The 16,357-nt window shown below is 69.4% G+C and carries 19 protein-coding genes; 9 read left to right on the top strand and 10 right to left on the bottom strand.

Annotated elements, in window-relative coordinates:
• Window positions 1-174: 174 nt before the first annotated feature.
• The 3 genes from ACV530_RS26130 to ACV530_RS26120 form a co-directional block, all read right to left on the bottom strand.
• Entirely contained in the window at window positions 175-504 is a 330-nt protein-coding gene (locus ACV530_RS26130; RefSeq protein ID WP_494335056.1) for a hypothetical protein, read from the bottom strand.
• A gap of 757 nt (window positions 505-1,261) precedes the next feature.
• Window positions 1,262-1,582, bottom strand: a complete 321-nt coding sequence (locus tag ACV530_RS26125) for a type II toxin-antitoxin system PemK/MazF family toxin (RefSeq protein WP_494335055.1) — start codon at window positions 1,580-1,582, stop codon at window positions 1,262-1,264.
• A complete protein-coding gene (locus tag ACV530_RS26120) occupies window positions 1,579-1,794 on the bottom strand; it encodes a type II toxin-antitoxin system CcdA family antitoxin (RefSeq protein ID WP_494335054.1) in 216 nt (71 codons plus the stop codon). The genes ACV530_RS26125 and ACV530_RS26120 overlap by 4 nt, the downstream gene beginning before the upstream one ends.
• A gap of 564 nt (window positions 1,795-2,358) precedes the next feature.
• On the opposite strand from ACV530_RS26120, the gene ACV530_RS26115 reads away from it, so the two are divergent.
• A complete protein-coding gene (locus ACV530_RS26115; RefSeq protein ID WP_494335053.1) occupies window positions 2,359-3,603 on the top strand; it encodes a HEAT repeat domain-containing protein in 1,245 nt (414 codons plus the stop codon).
• 226 nt (window positions 3,604-3,829) lie between these two features.
• On the opposite strand, the gene ACV530_RS26110 is transcribed toward ACV530_RS26115, so the two are convergent.
• From ACV530_RS26110 to ACV530_RS26095, 4 genes are all read right to left on the bottom strand, one after another.
• A complete protein-coding gene (locus ACV530_RS26110; protein WP_494335052.1) occupies window positions 3,830-4,789 on the bottom strand; it encodes a DUF1152 domain-containing protein in 960 nt (319 codons plus the stop codon).
• Between the two features lie 436 nt (window positions 4,790-5,225).
• The gene (locus tag ACV530_RS26105; RefSeq protein ID WP_494335051.1) at window positions 5,226-5,480 is read right to left on the bottom strand and encodes a hypothetical protein; all 255 of its coding nucleotides are present in this window, start codon (window positions 5,478-5,480) and stop codon (window positions 5,226-5,228) included.
• Entirely contained in the window at window positions 5,477-5,767 is a 291-nt protein-coding gene (locus tag ACV530_RS26100; protein WP_494335050.1) for a hypothetical protein, read from the bottom strand. Before ACV530_RS26100 ends, ACV530_RS26105 begins: the two co-directional genes overlap by 4 nt.
• A gap of 1,146 nt (window positions 5,768-6,913) precedes the next feature.
• Entirely contained in the window at window positions 6,914-7,456 is a 543-nt protein-coding gene (locus tag ACV530_RS26095) for a hypothetical protein (RefSeq protein ID WP_494335049.1), read from the bottom strand.
• 78 nt (window positions 7,457-7,534) lie between these two features.
• Here ACV530_RS26095 and ACV530_RS26090 point away from each other — a divergent pair, with 78 nt between their 5' ends.
• The gene (locus tag ACV530_RS26090; RefSeq protein WP_494335048.1) at window positions 7,535-7,723 is read left to right on the top strand and encodes a hypothetical protein; all 189 of its coding nucleotides are present in this window, start codon (window positions 7,535-7,537) and stop codon (window positions 7,721-7,723) included.
• 1,904 nt (window positions 7,724-9,627) lie between these two features.
• Here ACV530_RS26090 and ACV530_RS26085 read toward each other — a convergent pair.
• The 3 genes from ACV530_RS26085 to ACV530_RS26075 all read right to left on the bottom strand — a co-directional run bounded on the left by ACV530_RS26085 (window position 9,628) and on the right by ACV530_RS26075 (window position 11,162).
• Window positions 9,628-10,005, bottom strand: coding sequence for a hypothetical protein (locus ACV530_RS26085; protein ID WP_494335047.1), 378 nt, complete (start codon window positions 10,003-10,005; stop codon window positions 9,628-9,630).
• A 66-nt stretch (window positions 10,006-10,071) separates the two neighbouring features.
• Window positions 10,072-10,290 carry a DUF397 domain-containing protein gene (locus ACV530_RS26080; RefSeq protein ID WP_494335046.1) on the bottom strand — a complete coding sequence of 73 codons (219 nt, stop codon included), beginning with the start codon at window positions 10,288-10,290 and terminating at the stop codon, window positions 10,072-10,074.
• Window positions 10,287-11,162: a helix-turn-helix domain-containing protein gene (locus tag ACV530_RS26075; protein ID WP_494335045.1), complete on the bottom strand. Its 876-nt coding sequence runs from the start codon at window positions 11,160-11,162 to the stop codon at window positions 10,287-10,289. The genes ACV530_RS26080 and ACV530_RS26075 overlap by 4 nt, the downstream gene beginning before the upstream one ends.
• A 199-nt stretch (window positions 11,163-11,361) precedes the next feature.
• Here ACV530_RS26075 and ACV530_RS26070 point away from each other — a divergent pair, with 199 nt between their 5' ends.
• The 7 genes from ACV530_RS26070 to ACV530_RS26040 all read left to right on the top strand — a co-directional run bounded on the left by ACV530_RS26070 (window position 11,362) and on the right by ACV530_RS26040 (window position 16,195).
• Entirely contained in the window at window positions 11,362-11,787 is a 426-nt protein-coding gene (locus ACV530_RS26070; protein ID WP_494335044.1) for an ATP-binding protein, read from the top strand.
• A 37-nt stretch (window positions 11,788-11,824) separates the two neighbouring features.
• The gene (locus ACV530_RS26065) at window positions 11,825-12,154 is read left to right on the top strand and encodes a hypothetical protein (RefSeq protein ID WP_494335043.1); all 330 of its coding nucleotides are present in this window, start codon (window positions 11,825-11,827) and stop codon (window positions 12,152-12,154) included.
• Between the two features lie 143 nt (window positions 12,155-12,297).
• Window positions 12,298-12,477, top strand: a complete 180-nt coding sequence (locus ACV530_RS26060) for a lasso RiPP family leader peptide-containing protein (RefSeq protein WP_494335042.1) — start codon at window positions 12,298-12,300, stop codon at window positions 12,475-12,477.
• Window positions 12,474-14,294: an asparagine synthase-related protein gene (locus tag ACV530_RS26055; protein WP_494335041.1), complete on the top strand. Its 1,821-nt coding sequence runs from the start codon at window positions 12,474-12,476 to the stop codon at window positions 14,292-14,294. Before ACV530_RS26060 ends, ACV530_RS26055 begins: the two co-directional genes overlap by 4 nt.
• A gap of 19 nt (window positions 14,295-14,313) precedes the next feature.
• Entirely contained in the window at window positions 14,314-14,571 is a 258-nt protein-coding gene (locus ACV530_RS26050) for a PqqD family peptide modification chaperone (RefSeq protein WP_494335040.1), read from the top strand.
• Window positions 14,568-15,005 carry a lasso peptide biosynthesis B2 protein gene (locus ACV530_RS26045; protein WP_494335039.1) on the top strand — a complete coding sequence of 146 codons (438 nt, stop codon included), beginning with the start codon at window positions 14,568-14,570 and terminating at the stop codon, window positions 15,003-15,005. The genes ACV530_RS26050 and ACV530_RS26045 overlap by 4 nt, the downstream gene beginning before the upstream one ends.
• Window positions 15,002-16,195 carry a protein-L-isoaspartate O-methyltransferase family protein gene (locus ACV530_RS26040; RefSeq protein WP_494335038.1) on the top strand — a complete coding sequence of 398 codons (1,194 nt, stop codon included), beginning with the start codon at window positions 15,002-15,004 and terminating at the stop codon, window positions 16,193-16,195. Before ACV530_RS26045 ends, ACV530_RS26040 begins: the two co-directional genes overlap by 4 nt.
• Window positions 16,196-16,357: the final 162 nt, after the last annotated feature.

Below are 16,357 nucleotides of genomic sequence, written 5' to 3'. Positions count from 1 at the left end.
CATCCCCGCGTGCGCAGGGTCCGGTCCCAGAATCGCCAGGTGCTCCGGCTCCCACGAGCCACCCCCGCGTGCGGGGCCGATACGTTGAAGGCGCTCGCGTCGAGAACGTACAAAGGAACATCCCCGCATGCGCGGGGCCGACCAGAACGCCGCTGCCGCCTTCATCGGGACCGATCAGGGGGAGGAGACGAACCCGTGCGAGAGGTCCAACTCGAAGGGAGAGCCGGAGCGATCCGGGGTCCAGCCGCGAGTGAGCGCGGTCCGGATGTGCTCCGCTACGTTAGAGGGAAGAACCGGGGCACCTGGTCTGCCGATCCAGTTACTGCAGTGCGGTTGGCCGGTGGTGACCAGCAGTAGTGTCCCGGGACGGTTGGCGTGTTCGACGGCGTAGGTGCACGGTGTCCAGCACAGTGCCTGGCCGTAAGTGGGCCTGCGGCGAAGCCGCCACCGATAGGTCACCCCGTCCACGACAATGCGGCGCGACCCCTTCCGTACCAATGCCACAGCCCCTCCTCCGATCTCCCCGCACAGTAACGCGTGCCCGGCACGCTGCCGAAACAGATATTCACCTCGATTCCCTCGTCCTGAACCGCACCTGAGTCGTACTGGGCCAGGGAACATCCCCGCGAGTACAGGGCCGACCTTCTGAACCCGTGCTGGCGCATCGTCGTAGGACTCGTAGGACTCGTAGGGCACATCCCCTCATGCGCGGGGCCGACGACATGAACAACGACCTGCCCGAACCTGACGAAGGGCTATCCCCGCGTGCGCCGGGTCAACGTCCCAGCTCGTCTACGTGATGGATCGGTGGTGGAACCATCCCCCACGTGCGTGGGGCCGACCCGTTGGCGGCTGCGGCGAGGAACAGCAGCCGGGGACCATCCCAGCGCGTGGGATCGATGCGCCGGGGGTGAGTGCGGAGTGGCGGGCGTAGGGACCATCCCCGCGTGTGCGGGGCCGACATGCGCAGCCAGGCTGCTCTGGCGCGTAACGCGGAACCATCCCCGCGCGTGCGGGGCCGACTCACCACCACCCGGGCCCCAGAAGAGGTGCTGGGAACCACCCCCGCGTGCGCGGGGCCGACCTGCGGGCGGCCCGGGCGGGCAGCACCAACCCGGAACCACCCCCGCGTGCGCGGGGCCGACACTTCGTGAGCTGCGACGATACCGGTCGAGGGCGCTGTTTTCATTCGGTCTGTCTCGGCCTGAGGCTCCGACAGGTTGGCTATCCCCGCGTGTGCGGGGCCGCCCCCGTGGCTTCCTCAGGTGAGGTCGAGGGTGACGCGTAGGGCGGCGGAGATTCGGTCCATTGTCTCTGTGTCGACGGTGCCCAGGTACTCGCCGGAGGTGAGGCGTTTGTCGGTGAGTGCGGTGAGGTCGACGGCGACAGCGGCGCCGTGCACTGGGTGTGTCAGGGGGATGGTGACGACGGTGTCCGGGGCGCCCTGGGTCTCGTCGATCATCATGCATACGGCGGTGCCGGGCAGGGCGTCCAGGGCGGCGTCGGACTCGACGATGACCACGGACCTGGTCTTGGTGGCCAGCTGGACGCGCCAGACCTGGCCGCGGGCGAGTGGCGTCACGCGACGTCCTCGCCGAAGAGGTCGGCGAGCTCCTCTGTGTCGGCTGCGGCCTTCTCGCGCCAGGCCCGGACGGCGGGAGCTGCGTCGCGCAGCTGCTGGGCCCTGAGTGCGTGCTCGATGTAGGCCGAGAGGTTGCCGCCGGGTGCGGCCGCGCGGGCGTGGGCCAGCAGATCAGCCGGCAGGGTGACCGTGGTACGCATACGAGCACTCATACAGGCGAGCATACTCCTGTATGAGATGTGGCCCACGGCTGCCGTACCCGGCCGTCGCCGATGTCCCGCTCGGTACGGGCCCCGAAGTACCTGGTGGCCCGCAGTCGCATACTGGCGGTCAGCACTTCCCGGACGACCGCGCACTGCGCGGGGTGCCCATCACCCACACCTCGGGCAGGCGGTTCGCTCTCGTCGGCCGGAGCGAGCACAGTGGGCGGCAGGTCCTGCAGGCCGGTCCGCGCGGGACCATCCCCGCGTGCGCGGGGTCGGTCCGGCCTCGGAGTAGCAGAACTCCCCGGCGAAGGGGCCATCCCCGCGTGTACGGGATGAACACTTCCCGAGCAGCGACGGTACCGGTCGAGGACGCTGTTTTCATTCAGTTCGTCTTCGGTCTGCCGCCCTGGCAGGTTAGCGATCCCTGTGTGAGCGGGACCGACGCTGGGTGCCGCACTTTGCAAGCGTCGCCGGATGTGACACTCGGTTCGGGGTGCTGAGATGGCATGTCATCACTGGCTCGGTGTTGCGACGGCTCCCTGGACGAGATGAGAGGTTGGCACGGAGAGTATGGGTGAGGGTCCGCTCATAGCGGCAGTACGGTGCAGGGACGTCAAGGCGGTGGCGGCGCTGCTGGCGGCGGGCGCCGATCCCGACGCCGTTGACGGGCACGGTATGCCGGTGCTGTGCCTGGCGGTGGACGCCTTCGATCTTCCGGTTGTCGAAGAGCTCATGATGTCGGACCGGGGAGCCAACCTGAACTGCACGGCCCCTGATGGCAGTACGCCTCTGTTGCGTGCGGTCGACCGCGGTGCCTGCGAGATCATGTCCGTGCTCATCAGCGGCGGAGCAGACCTGGGAATCACCGACTGCGAAGGGCGTAATGCCCTGGAGCTCGCGCGGCACTGGCATCTCGCGGGCGTCGAGGCCGAGTTGTGCCGCAGGAGCGGTACTTCGGGGCCGGTCACTTGCAGAGCGGCCCTGGACGGGTGGGGCAGTGTCTGCGAAGAGCTGTCCATCGGCGGCCTGAAGGTCCGCAACGGGCACACCGCGATCCTCACCGAGCTTGAGCCCAGGTACGGGATCACACCGAGCTTCGAGGAGCTGAAGGGCCGTGCTCTGGCCGAGCCGGACATCGACCAGCCAGTGTGGTCGGCGACCACACTCACGCTCCAGGAGCGCGGCGCCCCCACCGTCTGGGCCCAGGCCGCCGCCCTGCGCGACCGCCCGAACCCGCTGGAGCGGTACTGCGGCGCCGAAGTGATCCGTCTCATCAACCTCTTCGACGACAGCGACGACATTCCTTTCGACGTGCCCCTCGTCGACCTCTTCCTGCCCTGGGCAGCGTGGGAAGAGGATCCACGGGTGATGCGGGCCCTCACTGCGGGGCTGGCTGAGGCCATGGACCCCCGGGCCGAGCAGCCACTGCCGACGCTCACCCGGCATGACGACAGGGACGTCCGGCGATGTGCGGTCGCCGGCCTCCGCCCGCTGGTCGCGCAGGGGAGCCCCGAGGCATTGACCAGCGTCATCGCATGCACCCGGGACACGGACGCCCTGGTACGCGAGGCGGCGTGCGGGGCACTTGCTCAGGCCCCCGCGGAGTCCCCTGCTCCCTGGGACGCTCTTGCCGCTTGTCTCCATGACGAGGCCGAGAACGTACGGGTCGCGGCAGCAATCCCGCTGTTCCTGCGCGACGACCCACGCGGCGACGAGATACTGCTTGCCCTCGGACCCGTCGACCAGGACTCGCCCTACTTCGCGCAATTCCACGCCGTCTGGTACCACCACCGGGCCCTGGGCCCCGCAGATTAGACTACTCAGCCTCACCAACTCTCGCTCAAATCCACCAACTACCGCTCAATGGCATAGTCCGGATCTTCACTTCAGAGGATCTACACCCAGCTGAGGTGGGCCATCTCCGCGTGCGCGGGACCAACTGGATAGTCGACCCTGACATGACGGGCCGCAACGGATCATCCCCGCGTGCGCGGGGCCGACCTGACGTCGCGGCCCCGGCAGCACCAGGTCGCCTTGGTCGTTAGTGCGGGAAGCGGCGGGGCGGGCGGGTCACGGCGGATTCGCGGAACTCGGCGATCCGGGAGTGGACCTGGCGCATCAGGTGCGTGTCCTCGATCTGGTCGAGGTAGAGGCAGCGGGCTGCCAGGCCCGGCAGGTCGAAGACGAAGTACAGGGACATCAGCGGGTTCACGAACAGCTCGCTGCCCCGGGTGCGGTCAGTGAACTGGACATCACCGAAGGAGCCCCGCACGGCTGCTGCGATCGAGCCGTTGACGATACTGGGGTGCTCCGGGGTGCACTCCCTGGCGTGTTCCACCGCGTCGAGGTAGAGCACGCCCTCACGCGTGGCGCGCGATATCGAGAACGCTCCGAGGTACGCACCGTCGCGTTCCAGCGCGGCGATGTTCTCCAGTACCTGCACATGGTTGACGCCGTGGTACGCGTCAATGCCGAAGCCGACCGACGCCACGAGCCGGGTCGGTACGCCGTCCAGCGCGGCCAGCGCCGCCACGCTGGCCAGGTCCTCCTCCGGCGTGCCGAGACCGGCTTCGTCACCTCGCATCAGGATGTCCGTACCGCCGTCGACCAGCACCACCGCGTCGATGCGGTGGAGTTCGACCAGTGCCTGATAGGCGGCACGCAGCGGAATCACCCCGGTCTGAGGGAAGGCGTACACCGTGGACGGGTAGCCGTGCTGGCTCAGCCACTGGGCGAGCGTTCGCTCCGGGAAGTAGCTCTGATGGAGAGCGGAGTCGGGGGTGACGGCGGCCAGGTCGGGGGCGGCCCAGTCCTCGATGGGCAGACCGTCGAGGGCGCTGAAGGAGAGGTTCGCGAGATGGACTTCCTTGCCCTGGTGCAGGAGGGAGAGGGCCAGCGGCAGGCCGGAGTAGATGTCGAAGCCGCCGCCCGCGCCCGCGACGAGGATCCGTTCAGCATTGGCAAGCCGGGCGAAGAGCGGGTTGGTGTGCAGAGACGTCATGCCGATCATTGTGCGGGGGCCGGTCTGGAGCTGTCGTCGTGGATCAGCACACCGCGCGCTTGCCGCTCGCCGACAGCTCGCGTGGATGAGCGAGCTTCGGGGAGCATCCCCGCGCGTGCGGGACCGACAGCTTGCTCGCCCAGCCCTTGAGCGGGTCGCCCGGTCCATCCCCGCGCGCGGGGCCGACGTCAGCCGCGACCAGACCAGAAACACGATGACCGGTACACCCCCGCGTGTGCGGGGCCGACTTCATCGTGAAAGTGGCGACGTTGTATGTGCCGGAACCATCCCCGCGAGCGCGGGGCCGACGTCGCCGCGGTTGTCACCGTCGTCGCCTACTACGGACCACCCTCGCGTGTGCGGGGCGACCAGAAGAGGGTGTCCTGGACGGCGCCTGAGGGGGAACCATACCCGCGTGCGTGGGGTCGATGGGCGGCTACGGTCCTGCCACCAGCCACAGCACCAACACGGCGTCAAGTTCCGCACTGTGCCGGTACACCACCGAGATGCCGCGGCCGCCGGTCTCCTGGGGCAGCAGATCAACCACTCTCAGGTCGCTGTCGGGCATGGGGCGGCCCTGCCGGGGGTCGGCCTCCAGGGCGGCGCGGACACTGTCAACAGCCGCCCTCTCGGCCCGGGTCAGCTCCACGCGGACTTTCTCGGCACCATCGCTGTAGAACGCGTGGGTCACCGGGCGGCCTCGAGCTTGCGCCGCAGCTCAGCCTCGACATCCTCAGTCGTCCTCGTCACGGCGGCCGTCCCCTCGGGGTCGAGCCACAGCAGCACGCGGTGACGGTAGTGCTGCGCGAGTCGGCGAACCGCTGTCAGATCGTCCAAATCCGCGGCGTCCAGGTCGTCCTCGAGCTGCTCTACGTCGCTGGGGTGGCCGTGGGTCTGCAGGGCGGCCCGGAGCTCGCGCAGGGTACGCATCGGCGGCAGATCGGGCAAGGGCTGGTGTTCGGTGGGCTGTGCAGTCATGGTGAGCGGCCTCCTTCACGGTGGAACTGACGCTACTCGGTACCGGGGTGCCACGTGATGGGTTCCGCTGCCGCGCCGCCCCCGCCCCGAGGGCCCGGCCTGGTGCTGGCTGCTCAGTCCTCGTCGGCCTCGGCGTCGCCCTCCGCTGCCTCCTCCTCGGCGTCCTCGGCTGGCTGGGCGGGGTTCTCCTGCCAGCCCGCTGCGACGAGCTACCCCGCGTGCGGGGCCGACATCGCCGGTGTAGTCACCCGTCTGGTGTCGCGGGAACCATCCCCGCGTGTGCGGGACGGACGAGGACAACTACTACGACCAGCGTCGCGAGGTTGAGCCATCCCCGCGTGGGCAGAGCCATTTCTGCGTGCGAGAGGCCGACTTGAGGATCGGGACGTCACGATACGTCGGCACGAGGCCATCCCCACGTCCGTGGGGTCGACGTCAGGCGGACACGGCCTTGAAGCAGTCGGAAGGGACCATCCCTGCGTGCGCGGGACCGACAAAACGGCGCGGTTGATGGTGTCCACGAGCTGCGAACCATCCCCGCCTGCGCGGGACCGACTTCCCGGCGTCCAGCCACGACTGGTAGGCGGACGGGGCATCCCCGCATGCGCGGGGCCGACTTCAGCTTCAGCAAGCCCGTCACCGGCGGCACCTTGCAGGGGCCATCCCCTCGTTTGCGGGACCGACCGGTACTTGGTGGCTGTTGACATCAACATGTCGGAACCATCCCGCGTGCGCGGGACCAACTACGGGATCACTGGTCACACGTCCGAACAGTGCGGACCATTCCCGCGTGCGCGGGACCGACAGTGCCAGAGCGGCACGTACCTGCGTGCGGGGGCAACGATCCGGCCTGGATCCGGGTGGCGTTCACCGCGGGTACATCCCCGCGTGTGCCGGGCCGACACGACCTTGCCCCAGATCCCGGAGAGCAGTGTCGGTACATCCCCGCGCGTGCGGGGCCAACCGCAGCAGCCGCAGCGCACGCCCGATGGTGCCCGAGCCATCCCCGCGCGCGAGGCCGACCCCCTTGCGTGGGTTCGGTGCAGTGGAGGAGTCGGGGCCATCCCCGCGTGCGCAGGGCCGACGCGACTCCGCATGCGTTGCAGTGGTCTCCGGGGGGACCATCCTCGCGTGCGCGGGGTCAGCTCAGTGCGCCCAGGGTAGTTGCATTGTCTCGATTTCACAGTCGTTCAGCAATGCGTTGATGAGGGCTGGGGGTCCGGCGATCTTGGTGGCCCATAGGTCGTAGTCGGTGCACAGGACCCATGAGTGGTCATCGGCCCAGAGGTTGGACGGGCTGAAGTCGGCCTCGGACTGGTCGTACAGGGTCTCGGCGTCGCCGAGCCGGCCCGTACGCACGTGGAGGTTGTCGAAGTCGGTGGCTGCGAGCATCAGGGGGTTGTAGTAGGCCAGGCAGCGGGTGTCCGGGCCTGCGGGACTGTACTGGGTGAGGACGGCGATCAGCCGGTTCCAGGTCTCACGGTCCAGGCTCCCCTCGGTCGGCGGGGCTATACCGAGCGGCCAGCTGCCCTCCTTCCTGGCTGAGGGGAAGCAGCGGTAGGAGGGCATCAGCCCGTCGGGCACGGCCGGGTCGCCGGTCCGTCGGGCAAGCTCGGCCCAGCGCAGCCGTCGCCAGCCGGGGCCTGGGTGCTGGGCGCGGCCCAGCCCTCCTCCCGTGGCGATGCCCACGGTGTCGAGGTTGGTGCCCGCGACGATGTGGGGCGGGGTGCTCCCGTCTGCCAGACGTGCCTGGTGGAGTCGTGGTACGTGACGTCGGCCGGCCCCTGCTCGTGCTCGTACATGGCGTTGAGCACCCACACCGCGTCAGGCATCGCCGGAGGCATGAACCCGGTGATGCCGCTGCCGCACAGCTCCAGCAGCCAGTCGGTGGCCCCGGACGGCACAAGCGGCCACAGGCTGGACATCAGGTTCGACTCCTCGGACATGCGCTCATGATCCCAGGCACGAACCCGCCCTCCCCGAGGGGCCGACATTACGCCGCCCCGAACCCCGCCGCCCGAGCACGTTTCCGTGCTCACGCCGAGGTGGGATGGGGGCCATCCCCGTGCGTGCGGGGCCGACAGCATGCCGATGACGCTGGTCACCCCGGGCACCGGCACATCCCCGCGTGCGCGGGACCGACTCCGCTAACGACCGCACCAGCGCCCACCGGTCCGGCACATCCCCGTGTGCGCGGGACCGACGTGTCCGTGGGCGTCTGCGCATGTGCGCATGGCGGCACATCCCCGCGTGCGCGGGACCGACGCTTCGTGAGCAGCGACGATACCGGTCGAGGGCGCTGTTTTCATTCGGTCCGTTTCCGATCTGACGCTCCGGCAGGTTGGCGGGTCCCTGTGTGCGCGGTGCCGACGCACCGTTGACCCATGGGTGGGCGTGGATGAACGGACCATCCCCGCATGCGCGGGACCGACAGTCATCCGGCTCCGCCGGAGCCGACGAGGGAGGAACCATCCCCGCGCGTGCGGGGCCGACCAGAAGAGGGTGTCCTGGACGGCGCCTGAGGGGGAACCATACCCGCGTGCGCGGGAGTGTCAGTTTCTGAGAGCGTGGCCAAGTCGGGTGTTTCCATCGGTCAGCGCTCTCGGATTCGCCGCCACCACCAACGGCCCGCCGTCCACTCGCTCGTCCGGCCAGGGTTTGGCAGAGTGCGACGCTCGAACTCGGCGTCTATTCGCTGCACCAGCTGGCCCAGATCATGCCGGGCGCCGCGAGGCAGGTGACGCATGGCTTCTTCCAAGGTGTCACGCGCATCCTCGACCTCCAGACCGGGTTCCCACACCTCGGAAGCGTTCAAGTAGCGGCCAGGCTGTTTGAACGCCCACTCAAAGCGAGACAGTGCCTTAGCGACGGCATCCTGCTCCATCTGCTGGTCTTCCAGGCGCCGGACGGCAGCACGGGTAAGGGCGGAGACGCCATGGATCCGTTGCACCGGAACGTATCTACGTGGCCGCCATCGCTCAGCGCGGACAGCCTTCGGACGTCTACGCGGCATCTGCCTTTCGGATCAACATGCCGTCATCCTGCCACGGGTCGGGCTGTCTCTGCACGTGATCGTCGAGAGCCCGCACTGCTTCGGGTGCTCTTACTTCTCACCGGCATTCGTGCGTTCTCCGGACGTTCCCGCGTGCGCGGGACCGACACGTCCAGAGTGACGGTGGGTCTTCTCACCGGGCGGACCATCCCCGCGTGTGCGAGGTCGACTTGCACCAGACCTGGAACCAAGAACCGGGCATTGAACCATCCCCGCGTGAGCAGGGTCGACGCCTACGGATTCTGTCGTGCGCACGCCGTGGCCGATCCATTCCCGCGTGCGCGGGACCGAGACTTCTTGACCAGCGACGATACCGGCTGAGAGCGTCGTTTCCCTTCAGTCCATCTCCGGTCCGACGCCCCGGCAGGTTGGTGAGCCCCGCGTGTGCGGGACCGACGGACAGATAGCGCAGCAGCGCTGTGCAAGGTGGGGACCATCCCCGCGTGCGCAGGACCGACCGCGCCATGTGGCGTTACCGCGATCCCCGCTCGGGACCATCCCCGCGTGCGCGGGACCGACGCGGACCTCATGCCGCTGGTCCACGGCCGCCGCGAACCATCCCCGCGTGCGCGGGACCGACAATGCCGACCACGAACGCCGCTGCGCACAGGAGGGAACATCCCCGCGTGTGCGGGGCCGACCTCGCCTGCGGCGACTGCCGGTGGCCCCACCGCGGAACATCCCGCGTGCGCGGGACCGACAAAGAGTCCAACGCCCTTGAAGGGCCTGCCCTGGAACCATCCCCGCGTGCGCGGGATCAATGTTCTTGCGCTGCGACGGTACCGGTCGAAGGGGGGGCCGTCTTGCGTCACGCGTCTTTGTCGGCGTGGGCTTTGACGGTGAGTGCGACGGTGACTTGGCCGGCTGCGTACTCCTTGAGTAGGAGTTCGCACAGGACTGACATCGATTGGATGCCTTCGGTGGTTCGTCGTTTGTCGGCGTTGGTCCAGGCGGGGTTGGAGATGGTGGTGGGGTGTTGGCCGCGGGTGCCGGAGCGGACTTCCTTGGTGGGGATGTCCACGTTGATGGTGTGGTTTGCGTAGGCGGTGAGTAGTGCGCTGAGGATGTGGCCCACGGTGATGGCTTCGGTGGCGGCCAGGTTGTCGGCGTGTTCCCAGGTGGGGTCGTCGGCCCATACCGACCGGCGTGTGCGGTCGGGTGCGCGCTTCGGTTTCTTGGCGGGCATGGGGGCGCTCCTGGGTCTCCGATAGAGGGTAAGAAGTAAGGCACGGGCTGCCTGCTGCAGGGGCTGTTACAGCTGGCTCAGCATTCCTGTGCGAAACGCATGCCATGGCATGGCTCCGAAGCGCAGGGGTTCAAGACCGGTGTTTTTGGAGTCGCGTACGGCTATGCCCCCGCCGGGGAGATTAGCGATCTCGACGCAGTTGCCTTCTCCGGCGCTGGCGGAGGACTTGCGCCAGGTGGCGGCGGAGAGGTCGTGCGCGTACAGCTCCGCCTTGGGTCCGTTCACTGTGGGCTGCTTTCTTCGATGCGTTTGATCAGTGCCAGCGAGTCGTCCACCGGCAGTGCGGCGGCGACGATCCGTTCGAAGGCGCCGGTGAAGACGCGGACGTCTTCGCTGCCCTCGACGTAGGAGTTGCCCCGGAGGTTCTCCACGAGGACGACGTCCGGCATGGGGCCGGGGAAGTTGACCACGGTGAAGCCTCCGGCGACGCCTGGGTGCGGGGTGGCGCCCAGGGGCATGATCTGGAGGGTGACGTTGGGCAGTTCGGCCACGTCGAGCAGGCGGCGGAGTTGTTCGCGCATGGTGGCCGGGCGGATGGCGAACCGCTGGTGCAGGACCGCTTCGGAGATGACCGCCCACACGTTCAGGGGTCCGGTGCCGTCGGGGCGGGAGAGGACGGCCTGGCGGGCCATGCGGACCTCGGCGAGGGCGGCGACCTCTTCCGGGGTGCGGGTGACGGCGGAGGCCGCGATCATCTCCCGCGCGTATGCGGCGCTTTGCAGCAGGCCGGGTACGAGGGTGGGTGACCACTCGCAGACGCGCTCGGCGTCGGACTCGAGCGAGAGGTAGTCCGCGTAGGCGGGTGCGACCACGCCGCTGTAGGTCTGCCACCAGCCCTTCTTGCCCGCGTCCCGGGCCAGGTTCTCCAGCGCGGTGAACACCTCGGGGTTCGTCACGCCGTACGCCTTGAGTAGATCGGTGACCTCGGCCGGTCGGATGCCCGCGGCTGCGTTCTCCACCTTCGACATCTTCGGCGCCTTCCAGCCCATGGTCCCGGCGGCACCATCCAGGGTCAGCCCGGCGTCGTTGCGGAGCTTGCGCAGGGCTGAGCCGAGTCGGCGGCGCCGGATCGTCGGTACCACGGGGCTGTTGGGCATATGCGCAGTGTTTCACCACCGTCGGGAGAGCGGGAGCCCCTTCTTCAGATCATCCGAACGAGGTTGGTGGAAAGCTTGCGACCCATGGGCGGTTGGGTCCATCCTCTTCGGAAAGGCCGCCAGGCAAGCCAACTGGCTTTCCTGGCACGGCACTTGCGTCGATCTTGCGTGGGCGGAAGCCTGTGCGGATGGAGGGGCCATGGTCACCATGGCGGACGAGAGGGCACCGGCGATCCCGGGCTTCTACCTCACCGAGAGGCCCGGCGGATTCGCAGTCCACATGCACTCCTCCGCCGAGCACTTACGCCGCGTCCGGCACATGACGGGCTCGACGCTGTGCGAGGCCGGAGTTGCTGCGGATGTCGCCGAGGACGCCCAGTTGGTGACCAGCGAGCTGATCGGCAACGCCGTCGCCCGGTGCGGGCCCTTCGTGCCCCTGGTCGTCGAGGTCGCCGCCGAGCCGGTCGCGGTCTCGGTGAAGGTCCACGACCCGGACAGCGAGCACCTGCCCCGCCGGGCCCCGGTCCTGATGAGCGACCCGACGACCGAGTCCGGCCGTGGCCTGCCCCTGCTCGACCTGCTCGCTCCGGGCTGGCACACGGTCATCACGCCAGTCGGCAAGTAGATCCGCTGCCGCGTGCCCTACAGAAGAGGTGGAGCTCGTGCCTGAACAAGCCGCCGACGAGCCGCCGTTCCACGTGCGCTTCGACGCCGACGCGGGCGAGGTCGTGGTGATGATGACCTACGGCACCCCGCCCCGGCAGACGATGCGCCGCAAGACGTACGCCTCGCAGGAGGCCCTGGCCATCGCGATAGCCGAGCACCACCACGAGTCCCTCCTCCAGGCCCGGCTGGCCAACGAGCTGGCCTCCGCCGCGATCACCCACCTCGGAGCGGACCCCGGACGGCTCCAGCAGGCCGTCCGCGCGCTGTCCGACCCGACCAGCACGGTGCCGATCGGCTCCATCCTGCGTGGCGACCGGAAGCCGTGATCCCAGGCTCCTGCCCCGCCGGTGACATCCCTTTGGGACCCAGCCGGGCAGGCCGCACCACCCTGCACCATCCGCCAGGCCAGCCGGCCGGGCGGCCGTCGTGCCGGACGACTGCGTCCGGCACCGGCAGAAGGGAAGTGCCCATGAGCAAGGTGACCAGTGGCGAGCAGGAGGCGGGCTCGCCCGCGTACGAGGCGCCGAAGGTGATGGTTGTGGGCTCGTTCGCCGCCGACACCCTCGGGGATGTCAGCGTCGGGCAGAGCGACGACTCCGACGCGGGCCAGTACTACGCGCCCCCGTTCGCCCCGACCAGCCGCTCGTGACCGAGGCGGCCGGTGCGTTCAGGCCGCCGTGGTTCTGTGTTCTGCCCGATGACGACGCCGCCGGGCCTCTGGCCCGGCGGCTCGCCCGGCAGGACGCGGCCCGCACCTTCCAGCACAGCCCGGGACGTCCGTGGCTGATCGCGTTCGGGTGGGGGAAAAGGCTGCGGACGGTCGCGGCCGGTCCGCTGAAGGTGGTGCTGATCGGGTCCTGCCCGGTCGGCACCACACGGCTTCGGGACCTGGCCACCAGGGCAGCCGAGACCGGCGACGAGGAGGAACTGGCCGCGCTGCCCGGTAGCTACTACCTGATCACCTGCCGCCGGGGAGTCCGTAGCACACGTGGGGACGTTGCGGGTCTGAACCGGCTGTATTACGCGAGCGTTGACGGCGTGTGGGCGGTGTCCAGCAGCCCGCGTCAGCTGGCCCACGAGGTGGGCAGGGGAGTGGACGAGCGGTGGGCGGCCCTGCGGCTGCTCGCCCCGCACGCGCCCGCCCCGCTGCTGTTCGGCCGCAGCCCGTACGAGGGCGTCAAGCCGGTCACCCCGGGGTGCAAGGCCATGTTGAGCCCGCCCGGCCGGCTGGCCGTCACTCGCTACTGGACGCCTCCAACGGCCGCCCTCCCGCTCGATGTGGCGGCGGAACGGCTGCGGGACGTGTTGGCCAGGGCGGTCGCCAGCCGGGTGGCCTCGCCCCCGATGGCCAGCGTGCAACTGTCCGGCGGTCTGGACTCGGCGGCACTGGCCGCCTTGGCCGCGCGAGCCCGTCCGGCGTCCACCACCATGCTGATCACCGTCGGCTCACGGGCGGCCGACAACCCCGACGAACGATGGGCCCGCCGCACAGCCGAACTGCTGGACGGTGTGGACCACTTGGTCCTCGACTCCGGCACCTACCCGCGAATCTTCCAGGACCTGGAAACCTCACAATTCGCGCTGGACGAGCCCGCCTCTTTCGCGTCCTCGGCGGCTCGCTTCCGCTACACGCTCCGCGTGCTGGCCGAGCATGCGAGCGGTGCCCACCTCAACGGCCAGGGCGGCGACGAGACCCTTCTCGCCCCCTTGTCCTACCTGTCCCAGGCTGCCGGCCGCAGTCCGTACCGCGCGTGGTGGCACCTGCGCGGCCACGCGGCCCTCAACCGCACGAGCAGCCTGAGCCTTGCGCGGGCGGCCGCCACGGCCGGCACCTACCGGCAGTGGCTCACCCGGGCCGCCGATCGGCTCATCCTCCCGGCGAGCCCGGCCGCCGCCCTGGCAGGCTGGGAGGCCCCTCCCCGCCTTCCACCCTGGACGGCGCCCGAGGTGATCAGTGACCTGCGGCACGAGCTGCTGGCCGCTGCGGAGACGGCCGAGCCGGTTGCGCAGGACATCGCGATGCACGGGGCGGTGATGCGGATCCGCTCGGTCGCCCGTCGCGCGAGCCTGTACCGGGACGCGATGGAGACGGCCGGAGTCCCCGGCCACTTCCCTTACCTGGACCGGGCGGTGATCGAGACGGCCCTGGCGACGCGGCCGGAGGAGCGGACCGACCCGTGGGCGCCGAAGCCGCTGCTGGCGGCGGCCGTTGCCCCGCTGGCCCCGCCGGGGCTGCTCGTTCGGCGGGACAAGGGGCACTACAACCACGAGATCCACGCCGGCCTCGCGGCCCACCACCGGCAGCTCGCTGAGCTTTTCTGCGGTTCGGCCCTGGGCAAGGCCGGTCTGATCGACGAGGGTGCCGTCCGCCAGACCCTGGCCGAGGCCGCCGCCCGCCGCATCCCGCCCGCGTTCATTACCGAGACGGTCGCTCTGGAGCTGTGGCTCCGGACCGCCCGTCCCTGACACCAGGAGGACGGCTGCCATGCCCTTCCGCCTTGCCCGCGGCGTCGAACGCGTAGACGCCGACGGCTCGCCCATGCTCTTCAACACCCGTACCGGCGGCTACTTCGCCCTCAACGACTCCGCCGCCATGGCCCTGGACGCACTCGTCGGCCACGGAGAACAAGAGGCCGTCATCGCCCTCGTTGATACCTACGGCATCACCACGGACCGAGCTGCAACCGACGTCCGCAACCTGACCACCAGCCTGACCGGCCACCAGTTGCTGGAGTCACGGTGAGCACGGTCATCGCCTTGCCCGAACGCGTCCATCTCACTCGCACCGAGCAGGTCGCCGGACACCTCGCCGTCGGCGCTGCCCACCTGATCACCGCGGCGTTCGGCTCCCACCCGGCCCGGCTGAAGCACCTGTTGGCCATGCTTGCCCGCCGGGCCGCTCCCGCCACCGCCGAACAGGCGGCGCGGGCCCGGGACGTGGTGACGACGGTCAGCCCCCGCTGCGGCAGCGGCTACGGCTGTCTGCCCCGCTCGATTGCCACCGCCCTGCTCTGCCGCCTCGGCGGCGCCTGGCCCACCTGGAAGAGCGGCGTGCGCTTCCCGCCCCTGGTCTCACATGCGTGGGTTGAAGCCGATGGTGAGCCTGTTGGTGAAGACCCCCGGTACATCGCCACATTCACCACTACCCTGACCGTCCCGCCCGGAGGAGTGTCGTGACCGATCAGAGCACCAGCCCGTCGCTGACCGCCCGCATGGCCGCCTACGCTGCCACCCTGCGCGAGCGCGGCGCGATCCGCACCAGCCCCGTCGAGCGGGCATTTGCCACCGTGCCCCGGCACCTGTTCCTGCCTGGCGGCTACTACACCAGCGGCAGCTTCGTCCCCGTCCCCGCTGATCCCAGCGACGACCTCCTCGATGGCATCTACTCCGACTCCGCTCTGATGACCCACGTGCCCAAGTCCACCGACGCGGCTGGGCGCTACAGCTCCACCTCCCAGCCCCGGGTCATCGCTGCCATGCTCGAAGCCCTCCAGCTCGCCCCCGGCATGAAGGTCCTCGAGATCGGCGCCGGGACCGGATACAACGCGTGTCTGATTGCTGCCATCACCGGCGCCGAGGTCGTCACCATCGATGTCTCGTCGGTCATCGTCGCCGAGGCCGCCGAGGCCGCTGAGCGGGCCGGGGAGAAGAACGTCACCGCGCTCGCGGCCGATGGCTACCTTGGTCACCCGCAGAAGGGTCCGTACGACCGGATTGTGGTCACCTGCGGCGTCACCGGCATCTCCCCGCACTGGCTCGACCAACTTGCCGACGAGGGTCTGATCGTCGTCCCCGTCGCCCACGGCGGCTTCCACCCCACCCTCGCTGTCACCCGCAACGCTGTCCAACTGGTGGGCCGCGGTGTGATGTCGAGTGACTTTATGTCCGCGGCCGGCCCGCTGTATGCGTGGCCCGCTGGGCAGACTCCGGCCCTGACAGAACCGCTTCAGCCTCAGCCGCTGACAACCCGTGAGAACGTCGGCCCGGAGCTGGAGCCGGAGGAGTACTACGACCTGTGGTTTCGCCTCGGCGCTCGGACCGGGCGCACCACCCGCGCCTACATCGAAGGCCTCGAACCCGCCCTGGGCATGGCCTGCCTGCACGAACCCGGCCGCGGAACCGCCTGGATTCAGCGGACCGGACACCTCCGCTACACCGGGGACGGCGCTGTTGCCGACGACCTGGCGGCCCTGGTGCACGACTGGGTGGGACTTGGCCGGCCAGGCATCGCCGACCATTACACGGTCCTCGAACGCACTGGTGACGACGAATCGGCCTTCTACCCGGTCAAGTGGCATCTACGGGGAGGACTGCCACCAGCACTGATCAGCTCGCCGAAGAGACTTCGGGTTCGTGCTCGCTCATAGGGCGGGTATGAACCCGAAGTTGCACGGCCCGTAAGGCGCCCCCGTCACCTGACCGCAGTTCCATCCCCGTGTGCGTGCGGCCTGCATCGTCGAAGCGAGGCTGGTCCGGGGCTGGCCAAGGTGTGGGCGGGAGGTGGGTGTTGAGGAGTTCGCTTCCCTTAA

The organism is Streptomyces sp. SX-6, from assembly GCF_059089585.1.
The sequence above is the reverse complement of the archived record's forward strand: the minus strand, read 5'-3'. Positions and strand labels throughout refer to the sequence as shown.